Source organism: Cryobacterium sp. 10S3 (assembly GCF_034344045.1).
In the GTDB taxonomy this organism is placed as follows: Bacteria; Actinomycetota; Actinomycetes; order Actinomycetales; family Microbacteriaceae; genus Cryobacterium; species Cryobacterium glucosi.
Genome location: NZ_CP133773.1, coordinates 898,088 through 921,858 on the forward strand (window position 1 = coordinate 898,088; position 23,771 = coordinate 921,858).

At 70.4% G+C, this 23,771-nt stretch carries 23 protein-coding genes; 15 read left to right on the plus strand and 8 right to left on the minus strand.

Going from position 1 to position 23,771, the window contains the following annotated elements; all coding sequences use genetic code 11:
* Positions 1-68 precede the first annotated feature (68 nt).
* Both RHM57_RS04140 and RHM57_RS04145 read left to right on the plus strand, forming a co-directional pair.
* Entirely contained in the window at positions 69-1,289 is a 1,221-nt protein-coding gene (locus tag RHM57_RS04140) for a PrsW family intramembrane metalloprotease (protein WP_134558835.1), read from the plus strand.
* Between the two features lie 211 nt (positions 1,290-1,500).
* A complete protein-coding gene (locus RHM57_RS04145; RefSeq protein WP_166788266.1) occupies positions 1,501-1,872 on the plus strand; it encodes an FKBP-type peptidyl-prolyl cis-trans isomerase in 372 nt (123 codons plus the stop codon).
* 33 nt (positions 1,873-1,905) lie between these two features.
* Here the strand turns inward: RHM57_RS04145 and RHM57_RS04150 are convergent, their stop codons facing one another.
* Complete coding sequence (locus RHM57_RS04150) at positions 1,906-2,190, minus strand: DUF167 domain-containing protein (protein ID WP_241975325.1); 285 nt, start codon at positions 2,188-2,190, stop codon at positions 1,906-1,908.
* A 67-nt stretch (positions 2,191-2,257) separates the two neighbouring features.
* On the opposite strand from RHM57_RS04150, the gene RHM57_RS04155 reads away from it, so the two are divergent.
* Positions 2,258-2,665 (plus strand): hypothetical protein, encoded by a 408-nt coding sequence (locus tag RHM57_RS04155; RefSeq protein WP_134449574.1) that lies wholly within the window; start codon positions 2,258-2,260, stop codon positions 2,663-2,665.
* Positions 2,666-2,693: 28 nt separating this feature from the next.
* Here the strand turns inward: RHM57_RS04155 and RHM57_RS04160 are convergent, their stop codons facing one another.
* The 4 genes from RHM57_RS04160 to RHM57_RS04175 form a co-directional block, all read right to left on the minus strand.
* On the minus strand, positions 2,694-3,539 hold the full coding sequence (locus tag RHM57_RS04160; protein ID WP_134558836.1) for an SDR family oxidoreductase: 846 nt from the start codon (positions 3,537-3,539) through the stop codon (positions 2,694-2,696).
* Positions 3,539-3,964, minus strand: a complete 426-nt coding sequence (locus RHM57_RS04165) for a pyridoxamine 5'-phosphate oxidase family protein (protein ID WP_134449576.1) — start codon at positions 3,962-3,964, stop codon at positions 3,539-3,541. Before RHM57_RS04165 ends, RHM57_RS04160 begins: the two co-directional genes overlap by 1 nt.
* Positions 3,965-4,117: 153 nt before the next feature.
* Positions 4,118-4,387, minus strand: coding sequence for a protealysin inhibitor emfourin (locus RHM57_RS04170; protein ID WP_134449577.1), 270 nt, complete (start codon positions 4,385-4,387; stop codon positions 4,118-4,120).
* Entirely contained in the window at positions 4,384-5,484 is a 1,101-nt protein-coding gene (locus RHM57_RS04175; protein ID WP_134561035.1) for a M4 family metallopeptidase, read from the minus strand. The genes RHM57_RS04170 and RHM57_RS04175 overlap by 4 nt, the downstream gene beginning before the upstream one ends.
* A 107-nt stretch (positions 5,485-5,591) precedes the next feature.
* On the opposite strand from RHM57_RS04175, the gene RHM57_RS04180 reads away from it, so the two are divergent.
* Positions 5,592-6,485 (plus strand): LLM class flavin-dependent oxidoreductase, encoded by an 894-nt coding sequence (locus RHM57_RS04180; protein WP_134563920.1) that lies wholly within the window; start codon positions 5,592-5,594, stop codon positions 6,483-6,485.
* A gap of 108 nt (positions 6,486-6,593) precedes the next feature.
* Here RHM57_RS04180 and RHM57_RS04185 read toward each other — a convergent pair whose 3' ends face one another.
* From RHM57_RS04185 to nirB, 3 genes are read right to left on the minus strand one after another with little or no spacing between them, the layout of a single operon-like run.
* Positions 6,594-7,748: a uroporphyrinogen-III synthase gene (locus tag RHM57_RS04185; protein ID WP_134449580.1), complete on the minus strand. Its 1,155-nt coding sequence runs from the start codon at positions 7,746-7,748 to the stop codon at positions 6,594-6,596.
* Positions 7,749-7,788: 40 nt separating this feature from the next.
* Positions 7,789-8,904 (minus strand): uroporphyrinogen-III C-methyltransferase, encoded by a 1,116-nt coding sequence (gene cobA, locus RHM57_RS04190; protein ID WP_134558838.1) that lies wholly within the window; start codon positions 8,902-8,904, stop codon positions 7,789-7,791.
* Positions 8,905-8,907: 3 nt separating this feature from the next.
* Positions 8,908-11,595, minus strand: a complete 2,688-nt coding sequence (gene nirB, locus RHM57_RS04195) for a nitrite reductase large subunit NirB (RefSeq protein ID WP_322140719.1) — start codon at positions 11,593-11,595, stop codon at positions 8,908-8,910.
* A gap of 224 nt (positions 11,596-11,819) precedes the next feature.
* On the opposite strand from nirB, the gene nirD reads away from it, so the two are divergent.
* From nirD to rpsO, 11 genes are all read left to right on the plus strand, one after another.
* Positions 11,820-12,164, plus strand: coding sequence for a nitrite reductase small subunit NirD (gene nirD, locus RHM57_RS04200; RefSeq protein ID WP_134449583.1), 345 nt, complete (start codon positions 11,820-11,822; stop codon positions 12,162-12,164).
* Positions 12,165-12,245: 81 nt separating this feature from the next.
* A complete protein-coding gene (locus tag RHM57_RS04205; protein ID WP_134449584.1) occupies positions 12,246-13,643 on the plus strand; it encodes an MFS transporter in 1,398 nt (465 codons plus the stop codon).
* 126 nt (positions 13,644-13,769) lie between these two features.
* Entirely contained in the window at positions 13,770-15,917 is a 2,148-nt protein-coding gene (locus tag RHM57_RS04210; RefSeq protein WP_134561041.1) for a molybdopterin oxidoreductase family protein, read from the plus strand.
* A complete protein-coding gene (locus tag RHM57_RS04215) occupies positions 15,910-17,730 on the plus strand; it encodes an NAD(P)/FAD-dependent oxidoreductase (RefSeq protein ID WP_322140720.1) in 1,821 nt (606 codons plus the stop codon). The genes RHM57_RS04210 and RHM57_RS04215 overlap by 8 nt, the downstream gene beginning before the upstream one ends.
* A gap of 100 nt (positions 17,731-17,830) precedes the next feature.
* Positions 17,831-19,060, plus strand: a complete 1,230-nt coding sequence (locus RHM57_RS04220) for an AI-2E family transporter (RefSeq protein ID WP_322140721.1) — start codon at positions 17,831-17,833, stop codon at positions 19,058-19,060.
* A gap of 156 nt (positions 19,061-19,216) precedes the next feature.
* Positions 19,217-20,074: a class II fructose-bisphosphate aldolase gene (locus tag RHM57_RS04225; RefSeq protein WP_134558589.1), complete on the plus strand. Its 858-nt coding sequence runs from the start codon at positions 19,217-19,219 to the stop codon at positions 20,072-20,074.
* A gap of 3 nt (positions 20,075-20,077) precedes the next feature.
* A complete protein-coding gene (locus RHM57_RS04230) occupies positions 20,078-20,896 on the plus strand; it encodes an HAD-IA family hydrolase (protein ID WP_134558590.1) in 819 nt (272 codons plus the stop codon).
* Positions 20,893-21,540, plus strand: a complete 648-nt coding sequence (dhaL, locus tag RHM57_RS04235) for a dihydroxyacetone kinase subunit DhaL (protein WP_322136159.1) — start codon at positions 20,893-20,895, stop codon at positions 21,538-21,540. Before RHM57_RS04230 ends, dhaL begins: the two co-directional genes overlap by 4 nt.
* Before the next feature lie 74 nt (positions 21,541-21,614).
* A complete protein-coding gene (gene dhaK, locus RHM57_RS04240) occupies positions 21,615-22,610 on the plus strand; it encodes a dihydroxyacetone kinase subunit DhaK (protein WP_322136158.1) in 996 nt (331 codons plus the stop codon).
* A 27-nt stretch (positions 22,611-22,637) separates the two neighbouring features.
* Positions 22,638-23,279: a maleylpyruvate isomerase N-terminal domain-containing protein gene (locus RHM57_RS04245; RefSeq protein ID WP_134561029.1), complete on the plus strand. Its 642-nt coding sequence runs from the start codon at positions 22,638-22,640 to the stop codon at positions 23,277-23,279.
* Positions 23,280-23,382: 103 nt separating this feature from the next.
* Positions 23,383-23,652, plus strand: coding sequence for a 30S ribosomal protein S15 (rpsO, locus tag RHM57_RS04250; protein ID WP_134449591.1), 270 nt, complete (start codon positions 23,383-23,385; stop codon positions 23,650-23,652).
* Positions 23,653-23,771: the final 119 nt, after the last annotated feature.

Consider the following 23,771-nt stretch of genomic DNA (forward strand, 5'->3'; position numbering starts at 1 on the left):
GCGTGGTCTGTCCGCGACCCCCGAATGCGGTCAGAACCGCAACCGCCCCGCCCGGTATCCTGTGGGTCATGACGCCTGAGCCCGCACCCGGTTCCGCCGCCCCACTCCTCGGCGGGCCGGTGACGCCCGTCGCCCCGGTGTGGACCGCTCCCGTGCGCCGTACCCCGGGCGGCCTGATCGCACTGACGATCATCGGGCTCGTCTTCGGGAGCCTGGCGCTCCTGCTCGTCCTCGTCTACCTCTCCACGTTCCTCGGTCCGTCCGCCCTCGTGCTCTGCCTCCTGCTCGCCCTCGTGCCCCTCACCGGCATCCTGCTCGTGGTGCGCTGGATCGATCGCTGGGAGCCGGAACCCCGACCCGCGCTCTGGTTCGCGTTCCTCTGGGGAGCCGGCATCTCCGTCGTCACGGCCCTCGTCTTCGACTTCGGCGTGCAGCTCGCGCTCGCCGCGGCGGGGAGCTCCCGCGCCGGCTCGGAGGCGGGCGGCGCGGGCTCGGGCACGGATGCGTTCGCCGCCGTGCTGCAGGCGCCCCTCGTCGAGGAGGGCGCGAAGGGCGTCGGGATCCTGGTGCTGTTCCTCGTGCTCCGGCGCACGTTCGACGGGCCCGTCGACGGCATCGTCTATGCGGCGACGATCGCGGCCGGTTTCGCGTTCTCCGAGAACATCCAGTACTTCGGCGTGGCCATGCTCGAGAGCGGTGCAGACGGGCTCGGTTTCACGTTCCTCGTCCGCGGGGTCTTCTCGCCGTTCGCCCACGTCACGTTCACCGCGTGCACCGGGATCGCGTTCGGCATCGTGAGCCGGCGCAGGGCCGGCGGTGCGCTCGGCCGGGTCCTCATCGTTCTCGCCGGATTCGCGCTCGCGGTCGCCCTGCACGGCCTCTGGAACGGCGCCGCCTACCTGCTCACGAACGACTCCGCGCTTCTCTTCTACTACCTGCTCGTGCAGCTCCCGCTCTTCATCGGGTACATCGTCGCCGTCGTGCTGCTCCGGCGCCAGGAGGAAAAGATCACCGTCGCCAGGCTCGGCGAGTACGCGGTGGCCGGCTGGTTCACGTCCAGGGAAGTCTCGATGCTCGCGACAGGACCCGGGCGGCGGCAGGCGCGCGCCTGGGCCGCCCGGCAGCCACGGGAACGTCGCCTCGCGATGCGCCTGTTCATCGCCGACGCGACCCGGCTCGCCTTCGCCAGGCAGCGGATGCTGAACGGCACCGCCGACCGGGTCGCCCGCGCCGACGAGGCCGAGCTTCTCGCTCTCGTCCAGGCGCACCGGGCGGTCGTGATCGGCTGAGGCCCGGCATCCGCTCTCAGAGGGCTGATGCCGCCCGCGGCCGGTCGACCCGCGGCCGGTTAACGAGTGAACTCGTCATCCGGTGGCGTGGCACTGCCGACGACTCTCCCGGATGACGAGTTCCTGCTGATATCGTGCGCCCTCCGGTGCCGTTCGCGCAAGGGGTAATTTCCAGCGTGCATGATGCCGGGAAATCCGATTGGATGGGTGCATGACTGATCTGAACACCAAGCCCGAACTCGACGCACCGGAGGGCCCAGCGCCCACGGAGCTCACCATTACCGACATCGTGGTTGGCGAGGGCGCCGAGGCGACCGCCGGCGCGACCGTCGACGTGCACTACCTCGGCGTCGAATACGACACCGGCGACGAATTCGACTCCTCGTGGAGCCGTGGCCAGTCGATCAATTTCCCGCTGCGCTCGCTCATCGCGGGCTGGCAGCAGGGCATCCCCGGCATGAAGGTCGGCGGGCGTCGCAAGCTCGTCGTGCCGCCGCATCTGGCGTACGGGCCCGCCGGCGGAGGACACCGCCTCTCCGGCCAGACCCTCATCTTCGTGATCGACCTGCGCGGCGTCAGCTAGGCCGCGCACTCACCCGCAACCCGTGCGCATCGATCACGACTCGTGGTCGATGCGCACGTGTTTAACCCGCGAGGTGTGTCCGCGCACGATCGTGACGGCGCTCTTCGAGACGGCGAAGTGCTTCGCGAGCAGCTTGACGAGGGCGTCGTTGGCGGCGCCCTCGACGGCCCGCTGCTGCAGGTAGACCGTGAGCGAGGCATCCGTCGGCGCGCTCGTCGCCGCGGGAGTGCCGAGGGAGTCCGGGTCGTCGACGGCGACGAGCGGGCCCTTGCGGCTGCCGGGCTTGACGTGCACCGTCAGGTTCACGGTTCGGGTCACGGACTGCCTCCTGAAAACTCTTCCTTTCAACGCTAGTGGTCTGCGATCGTCCGGACGAGAATGTCCCATGATCTCAATCGACTGCGCACGTGCCCTCGAAGCCGCCGGACTGGCCTGGCGGCCCGCCTCAGGCGACGCGTTCCGGATCGAAAGGGCCGGCTTCGACGTCGAGGTGTTCACGGTCAGCGAGATGACCATCGAACCGCATGAATTCGACACCGGCACCATCCTCGGCTTCAACGGCACGACCGAGTGGGCACTCGACTCGCTCGCCCTCGAGGACGCCCTCTGGCTCCCCCGGGAGGACCAGCTCCGGGAGATGCTCGGGGGTGCATTCCACTCCCTCGAGCGGCTCGGCGACGACGCCTATCGGGTCACCGCGCTGCTCGCCGGGGTGCTCGAGGCCGTCGAGGCGACCGACGCGGCGGATGCCTACGGGCTGGCGGTGCTCCGCCTCCTGCGCCTCAGCCGCTAGTCGAGCCTGCTGCCCGTCGAGCCTGCTGCTAATCGAGCCAGGCCGTGGTCATGCGCTGCACTGCTGAGCCGTCGGCATCGGCGAGTTTGACGCCGACGAACGCGCGCGCCGCGTCGGAGGTCTGCACCCGGAACGGCGGACGCTCGCCGTCGAGCAGCGCGGCGACGAAGGCCCCGGCGCTCTCCGCAGACTGCGCGGCACTGAATGACTGCGCGGCCCTGGCGAGGTACCCCGCTAGGGCGGATGCGTACGGATCGTTCGGCGGACTGGCGCGCGGGTCGAGGCCGACGTTGTCGACGAACGACGATGCGACCGCGCCGGGTTCGACGACCGTGACCGTGACACCGGCGGTCGCCGCGACGGGGGCGAGGCTCTCCATGAATCCCTCGACCGCGAATTTCGCCGCACAGTACGCCTCGCTGAACGGCTGGCCGACGACGCCGCCGACGCTCGTGACGGTGATCAGCCGGCCGCGGCTCTGCCGAAGGTGCGGCAGCGCCGCGCGGGTGACGCTCACGACACCGAAGAAATTGACCTCCATGACCGCGCGCACGACGTCGAGGCCCTCGTTCTCGATGGTGCCGACGTGGCCGGCCCCTGCGTTGTTCACCAGGGCGTCGATCCGGCCGTACCGGTCGAGCATGTGCGCGATGACCTCGGTGATCGACGCGGGCTCCGTCACGTCGAGGCGGCGGATGTCGAGGTTCACGCCCGCCGTTTCGCCCGCGCTGCGGAGGGCGCGGGCTCCCTCGAGGGTGCGCATGGTCGCGACGACGGTGTGTCCTGCGCGGGCGGCCGCGACCGCGGCCTGGAGCCCGATGCCCGAGGAGGTCCCGGTGACCAGGACGGTGCCGGGGACGGCCGGGCCGCTCATCAGTACCGTTCGGGTTCTGGTCCGAGCTGGAATCGGCGGCCGCTCACCGTCTCGGGAATGATCTCCACGTAGATGTACTTGAGCGTCGGGATGAGCGGGCGCAACGGCAGCTGGTCGGCGGCATCGATGTCGGTCTGCTGTTCCAGCACCCGTGCGTGGCCCCTCGCGACGACGCTCCAGGCCTCGTCGCGTCCGATTCCGTCCGTCTCGAAGGCGACCTTGTTGTTGACGGTGAGTTCGAGGAGCTTAGTTCCCTCCGCGGTGCGGAAGACCAGACGCCGGTCGGCGGCGACGAAGTTGACCGGGTAGATGTCCGGTTCGCCCGCGATGCTGAGGGCGAGGCGACCGAAGCTCGAGGAGATCAGGAGGTCCCAGCATTCCTCATCGTCGAGGACATGCACCGGATACAGGTCGTTGGTTTCCATGGTTCATATTCCCACGCAACCGGGTGCTCCGCCACCACCCTCCGCTGTCGACGTGAACTCACGGCAGACCCGAATGTCCCGGTCGGGCCGCACCGCCTCGAAACCGGGCCGACGCGACCCCCCGCGCGCAGCCGGTGCAGGGCCGTCCGGGCCTCAGTCGCGGTCGTGCGTGGTGCGCACCCGGTCGACGAGCTGCCGCCACGGGCCGGAGAGGTCCGGTTCCGCGAGCACGACTTCGTGGGGGGCGCACCGGATGCGGTACACGTAGCGGTCCGGTTCCGGCGCCCTCTCGACGACGTCGTCCCAGGGCAGGGACGCGAGAAAATCGGTCCACGCCGCCGCGTCGGCCTGCTCGTCGACCTGGACCTCCCAGGTGACCCGCACTCCGGCGATGCCACCGCTTCGCGAAACGATGACCTTCATGCCCGCGATGTTACTCCGCCGAGTCCCTTCCCGAGCCCGACACCACTCCAGCCGGCCACGACAGCGCTGTGCTCGCGGGAGCCGGGGCCGAATCGCCTGGTCGCGGCCGTCACGGTTGCGCGGGCGAACCCGGAGAAGTCGACGCGGGGCCGCAGCGTTCCGCTCGTGAGCGTGTCGTACCAGATCCGGCCGGCGCCCTCCCACGCGTTTCCGCCCAGCTCGGCGGCCACGAGGTAGAACGCCCGGTTCGGGATACCCGAGTTCAGGTGCACGCCTCCGTTGTCGTCCACGGAATCGACGTAGCCGCTCATGTCCGACGGTTGCGGGTCCATACCGAGCACGTCGTCGTTGTACGCCGTTCCCGGCGCCTTGAGCGAGCGCAGCGCCGCGCCCTGGACCTGGTCGGTGAAGAGGCCGGCACCGATCAGCCAGCTCGCCTCTGCGACGGACTGCCCGAGGGCGAACTGCTCGACGAGCGACCCGAACACGTCGGACACGGATTCGTTGAGGGCCCCCGACTGTCCCTCATAGGCGAGGTTGGCGCTGAACTGGGTGACCCCGTGGGTGAGCTCGTGGCCGATCACCGTCAGTGACGCCGTGAACCGGTTGAACACCTCGCCGTCGCCGTCGCCGAAGACCATCCGCTCGCCGTCCCAGAAGGCGTTGTCGTAGTTGCGGCCGTAGTGCACACTCGCCTCGAGGGGCAGTCCATGGCCGTCGATCGAGTCGTGCCCGAACCCGGTCCAGAACAGGGCATGGGTGTGGCCGAGGCCGTCCCAGGCCTCGTTCACCGCGACATCACCGACGGGGGCCTGGACCTTCGACCGCACCAGGCGACCGGGCAGGCGTTCGAGGCCGCCGGCATCCGAAACGGCCCTGTCGAGCTCACCGGGAGTGGCTGCCCCGCCGCGGGCGGCCGGGTGCACGGTCGGCGGATGCGTCGTGCTCCGTCGCTCGCGCAGCGGCGCGTCCCGCAGGAGCGAGTGCCTCGCCGCGTCAGCGGCGGCCGCGTACCGCGGGTCGTCGAGTCTCGCGAGCCGAACCAGGAGGTACGGCGGAACGATGGCGCATCGGATCCCATGCTCTCTGCTGCTCATGGCTCGAGTGTGTCACTGAGCGCAGACAAACGCACGGGTTCCGCGCCCCCGGCTGTGGAGAACACCGGGTCCGGGGGCCGAACAGAACACGCTCCTAGACTGTGACCATGCGCTACGGAATCGTCATCCTCCCCCAGGACCCCTGGCCGGAAGCCTCCCGCAAGTGGCGGGGCGCCGAACGTCTCGGCTTCGACCACGGCTGGACCTACGATCACCTGTCCTGGCGCAGCCTCGCCGACGAACCGTGGCACGCCACGATCCCGACGCTGACCGCTGCCGCACTCGTGACGCGTGACCTGCGGCTCGGGACCTTCGTCTCGAACCCGAACTTCCGGCATCCGGTGCCCTTCGCCAAGGAACTCGCGACACTCGATGAGCTGTCCGGCGGGCGGTTCCTGCTCGGCGTCGGATCGGGCGGCACCGGCTTCGACGCCACCGTGCTCGGCCAGCGGGCATACACCGGGCCGGAGCGGCACGCGCGGTTCACCGAATTCGTCACCCTGCTCGACCTGCTGCTCCGCGGGGAACCGGAGGGCAGCACGGCCGGCATCGACTTCACCGGCGACTGGTACACCGCCGTCGGCGCACGCATGGTCGGCGCGCCGACCCAGGCGCCCCGGCTCCCGTTCGTGATCGCGGCGAACGGGCCGAAGGGGCTTCGCCTCGCGGCGACCCACGGCACCGGCTGGGTGACGACGGGTCCCGACGGCGCGACCGGTGACGCCTGGTGGACGAAGGTCGCCGCGCTCGCCGAGCGCCTCGACGACGCGGCGGATGCCGTCGGCCGCGATCCTCGCTCGATCGACCGGTACCTCAACCTCGACAGCGGTGGCGGCTACTCCCTGCAGAGCGTGGGAGCCTTCGACGACGCCGTCGGCCGGGCCGAAGAACTCGGCTTCACCGACGTGATCAGCCACTGGCCGCGTGCCTCCGGTATCTACGCCGGCTCGGAGGACGTGCTCGAGGCCGTCGCCGCCGCCCGGATGCAGCCCAGCCCCTGACCCCCGGTGTGTTCCGAATTCAGGAGTTGAGCCGTTTTCGGCACGATTCCGGTCTGATTCTGTCCCGGAACGCGCTCAACTCCGGAATTCGGAACGAGGGAGGGCGGGTCAGACGTCGATGCGGTAGCCGCGCTTGATCACCGTCGCGACGAGGCCCGGCTCGGGGAGCGCCTGGCGCAGCCGGCTGATCGCGACGTCGACGGCGTGGTCGTCCTGCATCTCGGGCAGCGTCGCGGTGAGGCTCGCCCGGGAGGTGACCGTTCCGCCGGCGGCGAGCAGCACGCGCAGCAGCGTCAGTGAGCTCGGCGGCAGAGTGGTTTGGGCGCCGGCGAGGGAGAACAGCCGGCCGCGAAGCTCGACGGGCCCGAACCGGGTGTCGAGGCGCAGCACCCGCTGCTGCTCGAGGTGGTCGCAGACGAGCTTGATCAGCGCGCCCATCCGGAACCGCTCCGGCACGATCGGTGCCAGCCCGGCGGCGAGCAGGGGGCCGGCGGTGACGGGGCCGACGGCCGCGGCGACGACGGTCTCACTGAACGCGTCCTGCAGCTCCTCCAGACGGCCGATCGAGTCGGCGACGCCGAACAGGGCCATCACGGCAGGGGCGCTTGTGAAGGTGACCGCGTCGACGCCGCCCGCGCAGATCAGGTCGACGAGCCGCAGCACCCGTGCGGAGTCCTCCGGGAGCAGCCAGCGGTAGGGCGCGACGGTCAGCACCGTCGCGCCGGCGGCGACGAGGCGCTCGAGCTGGGGCTGGTCGGTGAAGCCGTGCAGCTGCACCGCGATCGTCTTCCCGGCGGCGCCGTCCCGCAGCACGTAGTCGACGAGGGACTTGGTGGTCTCCTCGTCGCTCATCCCGTCGTCGTCGAGGCCTGCCGCCCGCACGGCGCCGCGCGCCTTCGGGCCGCGCACGAGGATGCTGGAGTGCGCGAGGGTGTCGGTGAGTTCGTGGCCGACACCCGCGGCATCCGCCGCCTCGAACCAGCGCCGGATGCCGTACGAGGTCGTCGCAAGGAGGATGTCGGGCCGGGCGGCGATGATCGTCAGGGTGTCGCTCGTGATGCGGGCGTCGTCCGCCGCGGCCGCGATGCGGATGGCGGGCGCGTGGACGACCTCGGCGCCGCGGCGTTCGAAGGCGGCGATGAGGTCCTCGGAGCGCCGATCGCTCGTGACGGCGATGCGGAAGCCCTCGAGCTGGTCTGCGCGGAACCCGGGCTGGCTTGCTTCGGCGCTCGTGTCGTTGACGGTGTCTCCGGCTCGTTGGATGGTGGCAGGTGGCTGGGGGAAGCGGGGCGGATGTCCCCGGTCAGTGCTCGGCGTTCAGTGCGTGCTCGGCGTTGCCCGCGATGGCCTGCAACAGCTCCTCGCTGGCGGCGTCGTCGTGCTGGGACAATCGTACGACCTCACCGATCACGAGGACGGCGGGGGAGCGGGCGCCGAGTTTCGCGGCGAGCGGGGTGATCGTGTCGAGCCGGGCCTTCGTGGTGCGCTGGCGGGAAGAGAAGCCCTGCTCGATGATCGCGACGGGCATGTCTGTCCGCATCCCGTGGCGGGCGAGCCCCGCTGTGAGGTGCGGCAGGGTCCCGACGCCCATCAGGACCACGATCGTGCCGCCGAGCCCGGCGAGGTGGGCGAGCTCGTTCTCGCTGAGCGGCGCGTGGCCGGAGAGCACGGTGAAGACCCGGCTGAGTTCCCGGTGGGTGACCGGGATGCCCGCGGCGGCCGGCACCGAGATCGCGCTCGTGACCCCGGAGATGACGGTGACCGGCACGCCGGCCTCGCGGCACGCGAGTACCTCCTCGCCGCCGCGCCCGAACACGAACGGGTCGCCGCCCTTGAGGCGGACGACGGTGAGGCCGGCGAGGGCGCTGTCGACGAGCATCCGCTCGATGTCGGCCTGTGGGGTGGCGTGGTGGCCCGGCGTCTTGCCGACGTCGACGTGCTCGGCACCGGGGCACCACTCGTCGAGCCGGTCGTGCGGGCTGAGCTTGTCGTAGAAGACGATGTCGGCGTCGCGGAGCGCCTGGACACCGGCCATCGTGAGGAGACCGTCGTCGCCGGGGCCGCCGCCGACGAGGGTCACCCGGCCGAGCGGGGCGACGGACGCCGCGGGTTCGCGACTGAGCCAGACGCGCTGCGCGGCGCAGGCATCGACGATGATGCGCTCGGTGGACTCGGAGACCTCGACGAGCACGACCAGGTCGACCGCCGAGACGAGGTCACGCCAGCCGTGCGGGAAATGCGGGTATTCGACGGGGCGCACCTGCGGGTGCGGCCGTTCCGGCGGATGCCCGTCGACGGTGACAGAGGCGAGGTAGACGATCGCCTCTGCGGCCAGGAACCGGGCGAGCACCCGCCTGGCCGCGAGGGCACCTCCGAAGACGAGGACCCGGCGGCCGGCCAGGTCGAGGCTGATGTCCATGGTTCACACTCCCTGTCGCAGTTCGATGGCGCGTTCGGTGGTGATGGCGGTACCGGTGTCGGCGGCAGTGGTGTCACGGGGCCGGACCGGGATGCTCGGACCGGAGAGCAGCACGGCCTCGCGCTCCGCAGGCCGCGCCGGCCGGGGCTGGTCGCGTTCGATGACCTGCATGAGCGCGGGGTCCGCGGTTCCGGGGGCGTTGACGAAGGAGCGGAACCGGCGCAGGCGCTCCGGATCCTTGAGGGTCGCGGCCCATTCGTCTTCGTAGTGGCCGACGTGGGCGAGCATGGCGGCCTCGAGCTCCTCGGCGATACCGAGGGAGTCGTTGCAGACGACGTCGCGCACGTGGTCGAGCCCGCCCTCGAGGTCTTCCTGCCAGCGGGCGGTGCGTTGCAGCCGGTCGCCGGTGCGGATGTAGTACATCAGGTACCGGTCGATGTACTTGATCAGGGTCTCGTCGTCGAGGTCCTGGGCGAGGAGCTGCGCGTGGGCGGGCTGGAAGCCGCCGTTACCGCCGACATAGAGGTTCCAGCCCTGGTCGGTCGCGATGATGCCGACGTCCTTGCTGCGCGCCTCCGCGCACTCGCGGGCGCAGCCGGAGACGCCGAGCTTGAACTTGTGCGGTGCGCGGAGTCCCCGGTAGCGCAGCTCGAGGTTGATCGCCATCGCGACGGAGTCCTGCACGCCGAAGCGGCACCAGGTCGACCCGACGCAGCTCTTGACCGTGCGGAGGGACTTGCCGTATGCCTGGCCGGACTCGAACCCGGCCTCGACGAGGATCTTCCAGATGTCGGGAAGCTGTTCCAGGCGGGCGCCGAACAGGTCGATGCGTTGGCCGCCGGTGATCTTGGTATAGAGGTTGAAGTCGGCGGCGACCTCGGCGATGACCTTGAGCTTGGCCGGCGTGATCTCCCCGCCCGGGATCCGGGGCACGACCGAGTACGTGCCGTCCTTCTGCATGTTGGCGAGGGCGCGGTCGTTGGTGTCCTGCAGGGCGCCGCGGCCGCCGTCGAGGATGTACCCCGAGGTCTGCGTCGCGAGGATCGAGGCGATCACGGGCTTGCAGATGTCGCAGCCGAGTCCGCTGCCGAACCGGCCCATGATCTCGTCGAAGTGGGTGAGCTGCAGGATGCGGACGGATTCGAAGAGCTCGCTCCGGCTGAGCGCGATGTGCTCGCAGAGGGCGTGCGAGACGGCGATGCCTGCCCGGGTCAGTTCCGTCTCGAGGATCTTCTTGACGAGGGGAACGCACGAGCCGCACTGGGTGCCCGCGCGGGTGCACGCCTTGAGCGGGCCGAGTTCGGTGCAGGCCTCGGTGTGCTCGTCGCCGCGGATGGCGGAGCGCACAGCGCCGACCGAGACGTTGTTGCAGGAACAGAGCTGCACGTCGTCCGGCAGGTCGGTGTTCGCCGGCGGCTCGGCGCCGGCCGCGGAGAGGTAGGCGCTCGGTTCGGCGCCGAGCTCGCGGCCGAGCAGGGGCCGGAGCGCCGTGTATGGCGAGGCGTCGCCGACGAAGATGCCGCCGAGGAGGGTCTTCGCGTCTCCCGTGACGACGATCTTCTGGTACAGGCCCCTGGCCGGGTCGGCGTAGACGACCTCGAGGGAGTGTTCCGCGGCGGCGAGGGCGTCTCCGAAGCTCGCGACCTCGACCCCGGAGAGCTTGAGCTTGGTGGCGTCGTCGATGCCGGGGAAGACGGCGGCGCCGCCGTGCAGCCGGTCGGCGACGACCTCGGCCATCGCGTTCGCCGGGGCGACGAGGCCGACGCAGCTGCCGTTGACGCTCGCGACCTCCCCGATGGCCCAGATGTGCGGGATCGACGTGCCGCAGGCATCCGTGATCTCGATGCCGCCGCGCGGGCCGAGCTCGAGTCCCGCCGCGCGGGCGAGTTCGTCGCGCGGCGTGATGCCGATCGAGAACACGACGAGGTCGGCGTGCAGCTGGGTGCCGTTGGTGAGTGTGACGCCGAGGACGCGGCCGGTCGGGGAGGTGAGCACCTCGGTGGGCCGGTTGCCGAGGGCGAGGGTGATGCCCTGGGCCTCGATCAGCCGGCCGAGCGCCTGCCCTGCTCCCTCGTCGAGCTGGGCGCTCATCAGCCAGCGGCCGGAGTGCACGATCGTGGCGAGCCCGCCGAGGCGCTGCAGGCCGCCCGCGGCCTCGAGGCCGAGAAGGCCGCCGCCGACGACGACGACGTTCGCGGGCCGGCCGAGCCGCTCGCGGAGATGGGCGACCTCTGCGACGAGGAAGTCGACGTCCTCGATGGTGCGATAGACGTGGCCGGCTTCGGCGCCGGGAATGGGCGGCACGGTGGCGGACGATCCCGTCGCGAACACGAGCTCGTCGTAGGAGAGGGTCTCGCCATCGGCGAGGGTGACCGTGCGGCCGGCGGTGTCGACGCTGTCTACCCGGCTGCCGCCACGGTAGGTGACGCCGGGGGTCTCCCAGAGTGCCCGGTCGCCGAGGGTGAGGTCCTCGGAGTCGACGAGGCGGCGGGACAGGGCGACCCGGTCGTACGGCAGGTGGTCCTCATCGCCGAGGACGAGGAGTTCGCGGCCATGACCCGGGGTGGACCTGGCCTGCATGGCCTCGGTGAACCGGTGTGCGGCGGGGCCGCCGCCGATGACGAGGACGCGTCGGGGGGCGCCGGACGGCCCTGAGTGAGCCTGAGCGGCGTCGAACGTGACGTTGTCCATGGCGGAGCCTTCCGTAGGTGGTGCTGCCAGCCTAAAAGGGCCGCGTTTCCCCTCGGTTGCGCCCATGTAACAAGGTGTGACCGGGACCTCACCGGCCCGCCCGGGGAGGGTGAGGACTTCTTTACGCATTCGACGCGTCCGGCGCGGACCCGCGAAACGTGGCCGATTTAGCGTGAGGGAATCGCCCACCCGGCAGGCATACCTCACAGAAAGCGGGATCACTCGTGAACCACCCCGGCACCTGGATCCGCGTCTGTTCCCTCGACGAACTCGAGCCGCTCTGGGGCGAAGCCGCCCTCGTCGGCGATGAGCAGCTCGCCATCCTGCTGCTTCCGAACGGCGGCCTCTACGCCGTCGACAACCGTGACCCCGCAACCGGGTCGTTCGTGATGAGCCGCGGCATCGTCGGCTCGCGCGGTGACCGGTTCACCATCGCCTCGCCCCTGCACAAGCAGGTCTACGACCTCGAGACCGGCGAATGCTTCACCACCGCCGAGTACTCGCTGCGCACCTATCCGGTCAGGGTCGAGGACGGCGAGGTGCATGTGCACCTCTCCGAAGCCGCCTGACGTTTCCCCCGACGTTTCCCCTGACTCTTTCCCCGATCTTCCCCTGTCCGTCCCCTGCACACCCCTCCCGAGGAGAACACCATGACTGCAGTCGATACCCCCACAACCGGTCTCCGCACCGGCCCGAGCCTCGTCCACCGCCCCGGCCGATGGATCGACAACTGGAACGCCGAAGACACCACCCAGTGGAACGACGGCGGCAAGGCCATCGCCTCCCGCAACCTGAAGTGGTCGATCTTCGCCGAATTCCTCGGCTTCGTGATCTGGCAGCTCTGGAGCATCGTCGTCGTGCAGCTGCCCAAGGCCGGCTTCACCTTCGACACCGGCCAGATCTTCTGGCTCATCTCGATGCCGAGCCTCGTCGGTGCGACGCTCCGCTTCCCATACACGTTCATGGTGGCCCGCTTCGGCGGCCGCAACTGGACCATCATCTCCGCCGGCCTGCTCCTGATCCCGTCGATCGCCCTCGGGATCTGCGTCGGCAACCCGGCCACCCCGTTCCCGGTGATGCTCTTCGTGGCTGCTCTCGCCGGCCTCGGCGGCGGCAACTTCGCAAGCTCGATGTCCAACATCACCTACTTCTACCCGCAGAGCCAGAAGGGCTGGGCCCTCGGACTCAACGCGGCGGGAGGCAACCTCGGTGCCGCCGTCGCCCAGCTCGTCGTCCCGATCGTGATCACCATCGGTGCCGCCGGAACACTCAACCTCTCGCTCGCCGGCTGGTTCTGGGTGCCGTTCATCCTCGTCGCGATGTGGGGCGCCTGGAAGCACATGGACAACCTGTCGAGCGCCAAGGCCGACTTCGCCGGTTCGCTCGCCGCGCTCCGCGAACCGCACCTCTGGATCCTCGCCCTGCTCTACATCGGCACCTTCGGCTCCTTCATCGGCTTCGCGAGCGTCTTCCCGAAGCTCATCGCCGACCAGTTCCCGGCATACTCGACCTTCCACATCATGGCCGCGTCGATCTCCCTCGCCTTCCTCGGCGCCCTCGTCGGTTCCCTCGCCCGCCCGGCCGGCGGCAAGCTCGCCGACCGTTTCGGCGGAGCCCGCGTCACGATCGCGGCCTTCGGCGTGATGGCCCTCGGCGCGCTGCTCGTGATCGCGGTGCTCTCCCTCGGCAACTTCTGGCTGTTCCTCGCGAGCTTCCTGCTCATCTTCGTCGCGACCGGTGTCGGCAACGGGTCGACGTACCGGATGATCCCGAGCGTCTTCGCCGCCCGCAGCGGCGTCAGCGACGCCCACACCAACTCGGGCGACGTGAGCACCCAGCGGAAGACCGCAGCAGCCCTCGGCCTCATCTCCGCGATCGGCGCATACGGCGGATTCATCATTCCCCAGGTCCTCGGCAACTCGAAGATCGCGACCGGCAGCTACACCGGCGCGATCTACGGTTTCATCGGCGCCTACCTCGTGATGATGGCCGTCACCGCGTTCTTCTACCTCCGCCGCGGCTCCTCCGTGGCCGGGCAGCGCATCTAGCGCGCGCCCGTTCCCGCGCCATCACCGACGCCACCAGCAACAGGAGACCCCGTGACCGCACCCCTCGCATCCGCCGCCCGCCCGGGCGTCGACACGCACTGCCCATACTGTGCGCTGCAGTGCGCGATGACCCTGACACCGACGTATGCCGAGATCGGCATGCAGTCGGGTGGTGCCGGTGCTGGCACGGATACCGCGGCGCGGCCCGGTCTGACCGTCGCCGGCCGGGCGTTCCCCACCAACCGGGGCGGCCTGTGCAAGAAGGGCTGGACCTCCGCGGAACTGCTCACATCCCCGGAACGGATCCTGACCCCGATGCTCCGGCAACCGGACGGCGGCTTCGCCCCGGCGAGCTGGGCGGAGGCGCTCGACCTCGTGGCCGAGCGGCTCGCCGGGAGCCGGGCGCGGCACGGCGCCGACTCGGTCGGGGTGTTCGGCGGCGGCGGGCTGACCAACGAGAAGGCCTACCAGCTGGGCAAGTTCACCCGGGTCGCGCTCGGCTCTTCCCGGATCGACTACAACGGCCGGTTCTGCATGTCCTCGGCCGCGGCAGCGGGCAACCGTGCCTTCGGCGTAGACCGGGGATTGCCGTTCCCGGTCGAGGACCTCGACGCGGCGGACACCATCCTCATCCTCGGCTCCAACGTCGCGCAGACCATGCCGCCGTTCATCGGTCATCTCGAGGGCGCCCGGAGCGCCGGCGGCCTGATCGTCGTCGACCCGCGTCGCTCGGCGACCGCGCGCCTCACCGAGGACGGCGGTGGCATGCACGTCCAGCCGACGCCCGGCAGCGACCTCGTGCTCCTGCTCGGCCTGACCAACATCGTCATCACCGAACGCCTCATCGATACCGACTACCTCGAACGGCGCACGGTCGGCTTCGAGGCCCTCCGCCGCAGCGTCTCCCGGTGGTGGCCCGAACGGGTGCAGCAGCTCACCGGCGTTCCGGTGCCGCAGCTGCGCGAGCTCGCCCGCCGGCTCGCGGCCGGATCGGGCACATACATCCTCACCGGGCGCGGCGTCGAGCAGCACGTCGACGGCACGGACACCGCGACCGCCGCGATCAACCTCGCCCTCGTGCTCGGCCTCGTCGGCACCCGCCATTCCGGCTATGGAACCCTGACCGGGCAGGGCAACGGCCAGGGCGGTCGCGAGCACGGCCAGAAGTGCGACCAGCTCCCCGGCTACCGCAAGATCACCGACCCGGCCGCCCGCGCCCACGTCGCCGGCGTCTGGGGCGTCACGCCCGAGAGCCTGCCGGGGGCCGGCGTGCCCGCGATCGAGCTGCTCGACTCGCTCGGCGTGTCCGGCGGCGTCCGCTGCCTGCTCGTGCACGGCTCGAACGTCGTCGTGTCCGCCCCGGACTCCAACCGGGTGCGTGCCGGCCTCGAGGCTCTCGATTTCCTCGTGGTCTGCGACTTCTTCTTCTCCGAGACCGCGCGCTTCGCCGACGTCGTGCTGCCGGTCACCCAGTGGGCGGAGGAGGACGGCACGATGACCTCGCTCGAGGGCAGGGTCATCCGCCGCCGTACCGCGATCGGCGCGCCGGACGGGGTGCGGAGCGAACTCTGGATCTTCCAGGAACTCGCGCGCCGGCTCGGCTCCGCCGGCACCTTCAGCGCCGACCCGGCCGAGGTGTTCGACGAGCTCTGCCTCGCGAGCGCGGGCGGCCTGGCCGACTATTCCGGACTGAGCTACGGGCTGCTCGACACGGGGGAGGCCGCATACTGGCCGTACCCGGTCGGGTCGACCGGAACCCCGCGGCTCTTCCTCGACCGTTTTGCGCACGCAGACGGCCGCGCGCGCATCGTCGCCGTGCACGCGAGGGTGACGGATGCGCCGGCCCAACGGGACGGTACGGTCACGCTCATCACCGGCCGGCTCCTCGAGCACTACCAGTCGGGGGCCCAGACCCGCCGGGTCCCCGAGCTGCACCAGGCCCAGCCTCAGGCCAGGCTCCAGGTGCACCCGGCGACCGCGGCCCGACTCGGTCTCGTCGACGGTGGCGAGGTCGAGGTCGGCAACATGCAGGGAACCGTGACCTGTGTCGCCGAGGTGACCGGCGGCATCCGCCCAGACACCGTGTTCCTGCCGTTCCATTTCCCCGGTGCCCAGCGCGCGAACCTGCTCACCCTCGGGGCCACCGACCCCGTCTCGGGCATGCCGGAATTCAAGCGCACGACCGTGCGGGTGCGCGCGCTCGTGCGGACACCGGGGTCCGGGCCTGCCGGTCCCGTTTCCGTCCCGTCGATTCGAACGGATGCCCATGCCTGAGCCGATCCCCGCAGCACCCGTCGGGAGCGTTCCCGCTGCCGTTCCCGCTGCCGTTCCCGCAGCCGTTCCCGCTTCCCCGGCGCCGAGCCGGATCGTCCTCGTCGGCTACGGCCCGGTCGGGGCCCGCCTCGTCGAGGAGCTGCTCCCGGTCGTGCGGGCCGGCCTCGCCACCCTGACCGTCGTCGGAGCGGAGTCGGCGGACGCCTACAACCGGGTGCTCATTGCCGACTACGCCGTCGGCCGCTCCGACCGGGACACCCTCGAGGTGACGGACACCGACGCGGCCAGGGCGGCGGGCGTCGACATCCGCACCGGCGAGATCGTCACCCGGATCAACCGGGTGCGACGCACGGTGACCCTCGGCGACGGCACGGACCTCGGCTACGACCGGCTCGTGCTTGCGACCGGTGCCCGGGCCAACGTCCCGACCCTCGACGGGGTGACCCGGCTGCGCCGCACCCTGATGCGCCCGCCGACGGATGCCGGTGCACTCGACACCGCCGACGCGCCGTTGCCGCGCGGGGTCACCGCGCTCCGCGACCTCGACGACGCGGCGACGGTGCTCGAGACCGTCCGCTCCGGAGGCCGGATCGTCGTGCTCGGCGCCGGGGTGCTCGGCATGGAGTTCGCGCTCGCCGCGGCCCAGGCCGGGAGCGACGTCTGCGTCGTCTACCACGCCGACATCCCGCTGAACCGCAATCTCGACCGTGGCGGCGGAACGGTGCTCGCCCGCAGCGCCCGCAGGGCCGGCGTCACCATGGTCAGCCACGCCAGGGCCGAGAGCATTCTCTTCACCGTCGACGCCGACGGCCACGACCGCTTCGACGCACTCATCTGCGCCGACGGCAAGCAGATCCCCGGGGACCTGCTCGTGCTCAGCTGCGGCATCGGCGCCCGCACCGAACTCGCCGGCCTCGCCGGCCTCAGCGTGTCGACGGGCATCCTCGTCGACGAGTCCCTGCGGAGCTGGACGGACCCCGCCGTCTTCGCGATCGGCGACTGTGCGCACGTCGCCCCCCGGCCGGCCCCCGGCGCCTCCACGGCCACGCCTGCCGGAGGGCCCACCGGCCTGATCGGACCCGGCTGGCGCCAGGCCGACTGGCTCGCCGCCCGCTTCGCCGCGGAAATCGAGCACGATGCCCGGGCTGGGGCAGTCACTTCTCCTGCGACTGCCGCCGCCGATGTGGCTGCTCCCGCCGATTTCGGGCCGGCGCTCGCCGTGCAGGCGCACGGCGTCGTCATGCTCAAGGCGGAGGGCATCGACGTCGTCGCCGCCGGCGACACGAGCGCTGACCCCTGGGACATCGACCCTGCGCACCCGGACGACGGCCACGGGGCCGCCGAGCCCGTTCACGGCAGGGACTGCGCGGCGGCACCGGGCGCGACCGCGCCGCGCCTGGGCGTGTCGCAGTGGTCAGACCCCGAGCACGGCCGCTACGTGAAGATGGTCACGCGCGGCGGCATCCTCACCGGCTTCATCTGCGTCGGGATGCCGCGCACCGGTGCCGAACTCACCCTGCTTTTCGAGCGCGGCAGCGAACTGCCCGCCGACCGTTCGCTGCTGCTGCGCTACGACGGCCCCGACGTCGACCCGGCGGGCGGCGGCGACGCCTTCGCCCTCGACGCGACGGTCTGCTGGTGCAACGGGGTCACGGTCGGCGCGATCACCGCGTCAGCGGCGGCCGGAAACACCGACGTCGCCTGCATCGGCTCGGCCACCCGCGCCGGAACCGGCTGCGGCGGGTGCCGAGGCCGAATCGGCGAGGTCCTTGAGCGTTTCGCCCTGACGAATTCGACGGAGATTGTGGGCTGAACACCCCGAAAATGTGCCTCCCACAGGTGTGAAACTCAAAAACTCCGTCGAATTGGTGAGGTTCGGGGACGGCGGCCCGACCCGGCCTACCATGGGACGCATGCGAGCGAAGCCCGAGCGAACCCCTCAGCAGGCACAACGGCAGACACCACGGCAGACTCCGGCTGAGTCCGCCGGGTCCGAGCACTCTGGCGCCAGGGACAGCACCCTGAAGTCGCTGCTCGTCGACCGGCTGGGGTGGCTGAGCATCCGCAGCGCCCAGCTGATCGTCGTGATCGTGCTGGGAATCGGCGTGGTGTTCGCCCTCGTGCAGCTCAAACTCGTCGTGATCCCCACGCTCGTCGCACTCATCCTGGCGGCGGCGCTCAGCCCACTCGTGCGCTGGCTGCGCGCCCGTGGAGTTCCACGAACGCTGGCGACCTGGCTCACCCTGCTCGGCGGGGTCGTCGTGCTCGGGGGCATCGTGACCCTGATCGTCTTCGCCGTGCGCAACCAGTGGTCCGAGCTCGTCACCGCGGCCTCCGACGGCCTCGACCAGTTGCAGGGCTACCTGACGACCGGCCCGCTGTCGCTCGATGCCACCCAATTCGAGGCCGCCAGGAACGCCGTGATCGGCTTCGTGACGAGTGCCGAGTTCGGCAGCGGCGCACTCGCCGGGGTGTCCGCCGCGGCCGAGGTGCTCACCGGAGCCGCCCTCGTCGTCGTCATCCTGTTCTTCTTCCTCAAGGACGCCGCGTCGATCTGGGCCTTCTTCCTGACGCCGTTGCGCGGCTCCGCCCTCGCGCGCGCGCGCCGCATCGGCACGACCGCACCGACGGTCCTCGGACAATACGTGCGCGGGACCGCGACCATCGCGCTCTTCGACGGCGTCGTCATCGGCGCGAGCCTGGCCATCCTGCAGGTGCCGCTCGCCCTGCCGCTCGCGGCGATCGTCTTCCTCACGGCATTCATCCCCTTGATCGGCGCGACGATCGCCGGGATCCTCGCCGCGCTCGTCGCCCTCGTCTTCAACGGGCCGATCGTCGCTCTCATCGTCGTGGTCATCGTCGTCGTGGTCAACCAGCTCGAAGGCGACCTGCTGAACCCGATCGTTATGGCCGGCGCACTCAAGCTGCACCCCCTCGTGATCCTCGTCGCCCTCACGGCGGGCACCGTGCTCGGCGGCATCGCCGGCGCGGTGCTCGCGGTGCCGCTCGTCGCCGTCGCGTGGTCGATCGTGCGCGTCTGGGACCACCCCGTCGCCCCGAGCCCGCCGCCGCGCCGATTCTTCCGCGGAAAGTCCGGTGCCGGCGGCACGTCGGCCGCTGCCCGCGTCCAGCGCGACGGCTGACCCAGGGACAGGATCCACCTCCTCCGGCCGTGAGGCCTGAGAGCAGAGGCCATTGTCGGGGCCGGGGTTGCAGCCTACGATGTCGGCATCCGGCTGACGGCGACCCGGTGACACCCGGGCCCGGACACCGGCCCCACTCCGGCGAGGAGGCCTGGAATGTCGGTGTCCACCCTGAAATCGGTCGTCGACCGCGCGTTCGCGGAACGCTACGGCGTGCCGGCGATCAACATCGTGAACGACCTCACGATGGAGGCCGTCCTGGCCGGGGCGGTCGAGGCGCGGTCACCGGTGATCGTGCAGACCTCGGTCAAGACCGTGAAGTCGATCGGGTCGCGTGTGCTCTTCAGCATGTGGGAATCGATGACCGCCGGCATCGACGTGCCGGTGGTGCTGCACCTCGACCACTGCCCCGACCGGGCGGTCATCACCGAATGCCTCGAGTGCGGCTGGAACTCGGTGCTCTTCGACGCGTCCCGGCTCCCGGTCGCGGAAAATCAGCGGCAGACCATCGAGGTCGTCGCGGAGGCCCGCACCTTCGGTGCGCACGTCGAGGGTGAGATCGAGTCGATCACCGGGGTCGAGGACGGCATCGGCTCGGACACGGCATCCGCGAGGCAGTCCCTCGAGATCTCCCTGCGCTTCATCGAGGAGACCGGCGTCGACGTTTTCGCACCCGCGATCGGCAACGCCCACGGCGTCTACACCCGGGAACCTGTCCTCGACTTCCGGCGGGTGAGCGACATCGTCACCGCGCACCCGATCCCGATCGCCCTCCACGGCGGGAGCGGCCTGAGCCCGGGCCAGTTCGCCGAACTCATCGCGCTCGGATGCGCCAAGGTCAACATTTCCACGGCGCTCAAGATCACCTTCATGCAGTCGAGCCTCGCCTATCTCAAAGACGCGGAGGCGCGCGACAAGTGGGACCCGCCGTCCTTGTTCGGGCAGGTTCGTTCCGACATCGTCGCGCTGACCCGTGGACTCGCCGAGCAATTCGGCAGCGCAGGGAAGGCCTGACGGATGCCGGCCCTCATCTTCGACTGCGACGGCGTCCTCGCCGACACCGAGCGCGACGGCCACCTGCCGGCGTTCAACCAGACCTTCCGGGAATTCGCCGTCCCTGTACGGTGGAGCGATTCCGACTACGCCGTCAAGGTCAAGATCGGTGGCGGCAAGGAGCGGATGCGGAGCGCCGTGACGCCCGCGGTCGCCGCCGTCATCGGCCTTCCGGACGATCCGGGCGCCCTCGACGAGGCCGTCGCGCGCTGGCATCGACGGAAGACCGCGATCTACACCGACGCCGTGGCGCGCGGCGCACTCCCCGGCCGCCCCGGCATCAGACGGATCACGGCGGACGCGGACGCGGCAGGCTGGACGCTCGCCGTCGCATCCACGTCGGCTGAGGCATCCGTCCGCGCCGTGCTCACCGAGGCGGTCGGACCCGACCTCGCCGCGCACTTCCGGGTCTTCGCGGGGGACATCGTCGCGGCCAAGAAACCAGCCCCCGACATCTACCTCCTCGCCCTCCGCGAACTCGGTGTCCCGGCAGCCGAGGCCCTCGTCATCGAGGACAGCGCCAACGGCCTCCAGGCGGCGCTCGCCGCGGGTCTCCGCACGCTCATCACCGTCAGCGGCTACACGGCGGCCGAGGACTTCACCGGCGCCTCCCTCGTCGTCACCTCGCTCGGCGACCCCGGCGGCCCCACCGCGATCACCCTGAAGGACCCGCTGCGCCTCGACGTCGGCCGCACCGTCGAACTGACCGATCTCACCGCCATCCTGGCCGCACCAGGACCGATCACACCAGGACCGACCTCCCCGGAACCGGAGACCCCATGACCCACAGCAGTCTCGACGACACCGAATTCGTCGTGCACAGCATCGCCCAGACCGCGGTCGACAACGAACGCGAGTTCGGCGACCTCGACGCCGTCGTCGGCGACGGCGACTTCGGGTTCTCCCTCGCCCGCGGCTTCGAGATCGTCCTCGCCGACTGGCCGGAATTCGACCGCAGTTCCCCCGCCGACTTCCTGAAGAAGATCGCCCTCGTCATCTCCGGACGGATCGGCGGAACCTCCGGCCCGCTCTGGGGCACCGCGTTCCTGCGGGCATCGGCGGCCGTCGCAGGCAAGACCGACCTCGACGGCGACGACGTCGTCGCCATGCTCCGGGCAGCGACAGAGGGCATCAAAGCGCGGGGCAAGTCCGATCTCGGCGACAAGACCCTCCTCGACGCCCTCGTCCCGGCAACGGATGCCTTCGAGGCCGAAATCCACGCCGGGAGTGCCGGCACGGTTGCGCTGGCCCGTGCCGCCGTCGTCGCGCGGGAACGCGCGGACGCGACGAGCTTCCTGCAGGCCCGCCGCGGCCGGGCGAGCTACACGGGGGAACGCAGCATCGGTTCCCCAGACCCGGGGGCCGTCGCCGTCGCCGTGATCTTCGAACGGCTCAGCCGGGAATGGGCCGCGCGCGACGACCTCTGATCCACACGACCTTCCGCACGCTATTCCGCACGATCTGCTGCACGTTCCGGACCACCCACGAAGGAGATGGACACATGAAGAAATTCGTCAACGACCCGAAAATGTACGTGCCGGACATGCTCAAGGGCATCGCCCTCGCCAACCCGGACACCCTCCGCTACGAGCCGAAGTACAACCTGATCATGCGCGCGGGCGGCCCGAACCCGAACAAGGTGTCGATCATCCAGGGCTCCGGTTCCGGGCACGAACCCGCCCACGTGATGACCGTCGGCCGGGGGATGCTCGACGCGGCCTGCCCCGGCGACGTGTTCGCCGCCCCGCCGATGGACTACGTCTACGAAACCACCAAGCTGATGGCCTCGCCCAAGGGCGTGCTGCTGCTCGTGAACAACTACACCGGCGACCGGATGGCGTTCGAAATGGCCCAGGAGATGGCCGCGTCCGACGGCATCAACGTCAAGACCCTGTTCATCGACGACGACGTCGCCGTGCAGGACTCGACCTGGACGGTCGGTCGTCGCGGCGTCGCGGGCAACTTCTTCGTGATGAAGGCCGTTGGAGCGGCCTCCGAGGCCGGCGCCTCCCTCGACGAGCTCGTCCGGATCGGCGAGAAGGTCGACAGCGTCACCCGCACGATGGGCATCGCCCTCACTTCCTGCACCCCGCCCGCGAAGGGGTCACCGCTCTTCGAGCTCGGCGAGGACGAGATCGAGGTGGGCGTCGGAATCCACGGCGAACCCGGCCGCCGGCGGGCCAAGCTCACGACCGCTGACGAGATGACCGACGAGATGCTTGAGGCCGTCGTGAACGACCTGCCCTTCGTCGCGGGCGACCGCGTCGCTCTCATGATCAACGGGCTCGGCGGCACCCCGATCAGCGAGCTCTACATCCTCTACGGGCACGCGCACGACGAACTGACCCGCCGCGGCATCATGGTCGGGCGCAGCTACGTGGGGGAGTACTGCACCTCCCTCGACATGGCCGGGGCTTCGCTCACGCTCGTGCGTCTCGACGACGAGATCGAGGGCCTGTTGGCCGCGCCCGCCGAGATCGCCGCCCACGTGTTCTAGCGGATGCCGCCGCTCTAGAATGACGCGATGACCAGTTGGAATGAAAGCCGGGCCGCCTACCGGGATGCCGCGGGCTGGTTCGCCGGAACCACCGCGACGATCACGGACCAGTGGGAGCGGGTCGCGCTCGGGGAGTGGACCGTGCGCGACCTCGTCGGCCATACCAGTCGCTCGCTCCTCACCGTGGAGAGTTATCTTGCGGCCGGGCGCGAGGTGTCCGTCGACCCGGAGCACCCGCCGGAGGTCGAGATCGGGAGCGCTGTCGACTACTACGGCGTGATCGGCGTCGGGGCCGGCGATCCTGCCGCGGTCGCGGAGCGCGGCAGGGCGGCCGGACGGGCCCTCGGGGCCGAGCCCGCGGTATCCGTCGCCGGCATCGTCGGACGCGTGCTCGCCGAGGTCGACCGCGCGACCGGCGACGAGTTCGTGCTGACGCCCTTCGGCGGGATGTTGCTGGCCGACTACCTGCCCACGCGCGTGTTCGAACTCGCCGTGCACGGCTGCGACCTCGCCGCGAGCCTCGGCATTCCGCCGACGGTGCCGGAGTCCGCGGTGTCGATCGCCGTGCACCTGCTCGGCGACCTCGCCGTGCGCGGAGGCAAGGGCCCGGAGCTGCTTCTCGCCGGCACGGGGCGTGGACCGTTGACCGACCGGTTCAGCGTGCTCTGAATTCTGCTAAGCTCTCTAGGTTGCCGTCCAACGGCCGCGGAACAAGAGAGCCCAGGCATTCGGCCCACGGGCACCGCGCAGTGAGAGAAAGGGGATCCCATCTATGGCACTCGAAGCTAATGCTAAGAAGGCGATCATCGAAAAGTACGCTACCCACCCAGGCGACACCGGGTCCCCCGAAGTACAGATTGCCATGCTCACGCAGCGCATCCTCGACCTCACGGAGCACCTGAAAGAGCACAAGCACGACCACCACTCCCGTCGTGGCCTGCTTCTCATGGTTGGTCAGCGTCGCCGTCTGCTCGGCTACCTGTCCGACATCGACATCGCCCGCTACCGCTCGCTCATCGAGCGTCTCGGACTGCGTCGCTAGTCAGGCACGAAACCGGAAGCCGCGTCGATATCGCGCACTTCTGAAGCTGAACTTCAACGAAACGGGCCGTCACCTTCGGGTGGCGGCCCGTTTTGTCTGCCTGCGCGTGGACCTGTGAG

Excerpts from the sequence above, each read along its gene's own strand:
- RHM57_RS04205 (WP_134449584.1), top strand. The coding sequence starts at position 12,246 with ATGACTGCAGTCGATACCCCCACAACCGGTCTCCGCACCGGCCCGAGC.
- RHM57_RS04160 (WP_134558836.1), bottom strand. The coding sequence starts at position 3,539 with ATGAGCGGCCCGGCCGTCCCCGGCACCGTCCTGGTCACCGGGACCTCC.
- RHM57_RS04165 (WP_134449576.1), bottom strand. The coding sequence starts at position 3,964 with ATGGAAACCAACGACCTGTATCCGGTGCATGTCCTCGACGATGAGGAA.
- RHM57_RS04215 (WP_322140720.1), top strand. The coding sequence starts at position 15,910 with ATGCCTGAGCCGATCCCCGCAGCACCCGTCGGGAGCGTTCCCGCTGCC.
- rpsO (WP_134449591.1), top strand. The coding sequence starts at position 23,383 with ATGGCACTCGAAGCTAATGCTAAGAAGGCGATCATCGAAAAGTACGCT.
- RHM57_RS04225 (WP_134558589.1), top strand. The coding sequence starts at position 19,217 with ATGTCGGTGTCCACCCTGAAATCGGTCGTCGACCGCGCGTTCGCGGAA.
- RHM57_RS04220 (WP_322140721.1), top strand. The coding sequence starts at position 17,831 with ATGCGAGCGAAGCCCGAGCGAACCCCTCAGCAGGCACAACGGCAGACA.
- RHM57_RS04145 (WP_166788266.1), top strand. The coding sequence starts at position 1,501 with ATGACTGATCTGAACACCAAGCCCGAACTCGACGCACCGGAGGGCCCA.
- RHM57_RS04175 (WP_134561035.1), bottom strand. The coding sequence starts at position 5,484 with ATGAGCAGCAGAGAGCATGGGATCCGATGCGCCATCGTTCCGCCGTAC.
- RHM57_RS04140 (WP_134558835.1), top strand. The coding sequence starts at position 69 with ATGACGCCTGAGCCCGCACCCGGTTCCGCCGCCCCACTCCTCGGCGGG.
- RHM57_RS04230 (WP_134558590.1), top strand. The coding sequence starts at position 20,078 with ATGCCGGCCCTCATCTTCGACTGCGACGGCGTCCTCGCCGACACCGAG.
- cobA (WP_134558838.1), bottom strand. The coding sequence starts at position 8,904 with ATGGACATCAGCCTCGACCTGGCCGGCCGCCGGGTCCTCGTCTTCGGA.
- RHM57_RS04180 (WP_134563920.1), top strand. The coding sequence starts at position 5,592 with ATGCGCTACGGAATCGTCATCCTCCCCCAGGACCCCTGGCCGGAAGCC.
- RHM57_RS04170 (WP_134449577.1), bottom strand. The coding sequence starts at position 4,387 with ATGAAGGTCATCGTTTCGCGAAGCGGTGGCATCGCCGGAGTGCGGGTC.
- RHM57_RS04245 (WP_134561029.1), top strand. The coding sequence starts at position 22,638 with ATGACCAGTTGGAATGAAAGCCGGGCCGCCTACCGGGATGCCGCGGGC.
- nirB (WP_322140719.1), bottom strand. The coding sequence starts at position 11,595 with ATGGACAACGTCACGTTCGACGCCGCTCAGGCTCACTCAGGGCCGTCC.
- RHM57_RS04155 (WP_134449574.1), top strand. The coding sequence starts at position 2,258 with ATGATCTCAATCGACTGCGCACGTGCCCTCGAAGCCGCCGGACTGGCC.
- dhaK (WP_322136158.1), top strand. The coding sequence starts at position 21,615 with ATGAAGAAATTCGTCAACGACCCGAAAATGTACGTGCCGGACATGCTC.
- RHM57_RS04210 (WP_134561041.1), top strand. The coding sequence starts at position 13,770 with ATGACCCTGACACCGACGTATGCCGAGATCGGCATGCAGTCGGGTGGT.
- dhaL (WP_322136159.1), top strand. The coding sequence starts at position 20,893 with ATGACCCACAGCAGTCTCGACGACACCGAATTCGTCGTGCACAGCATC.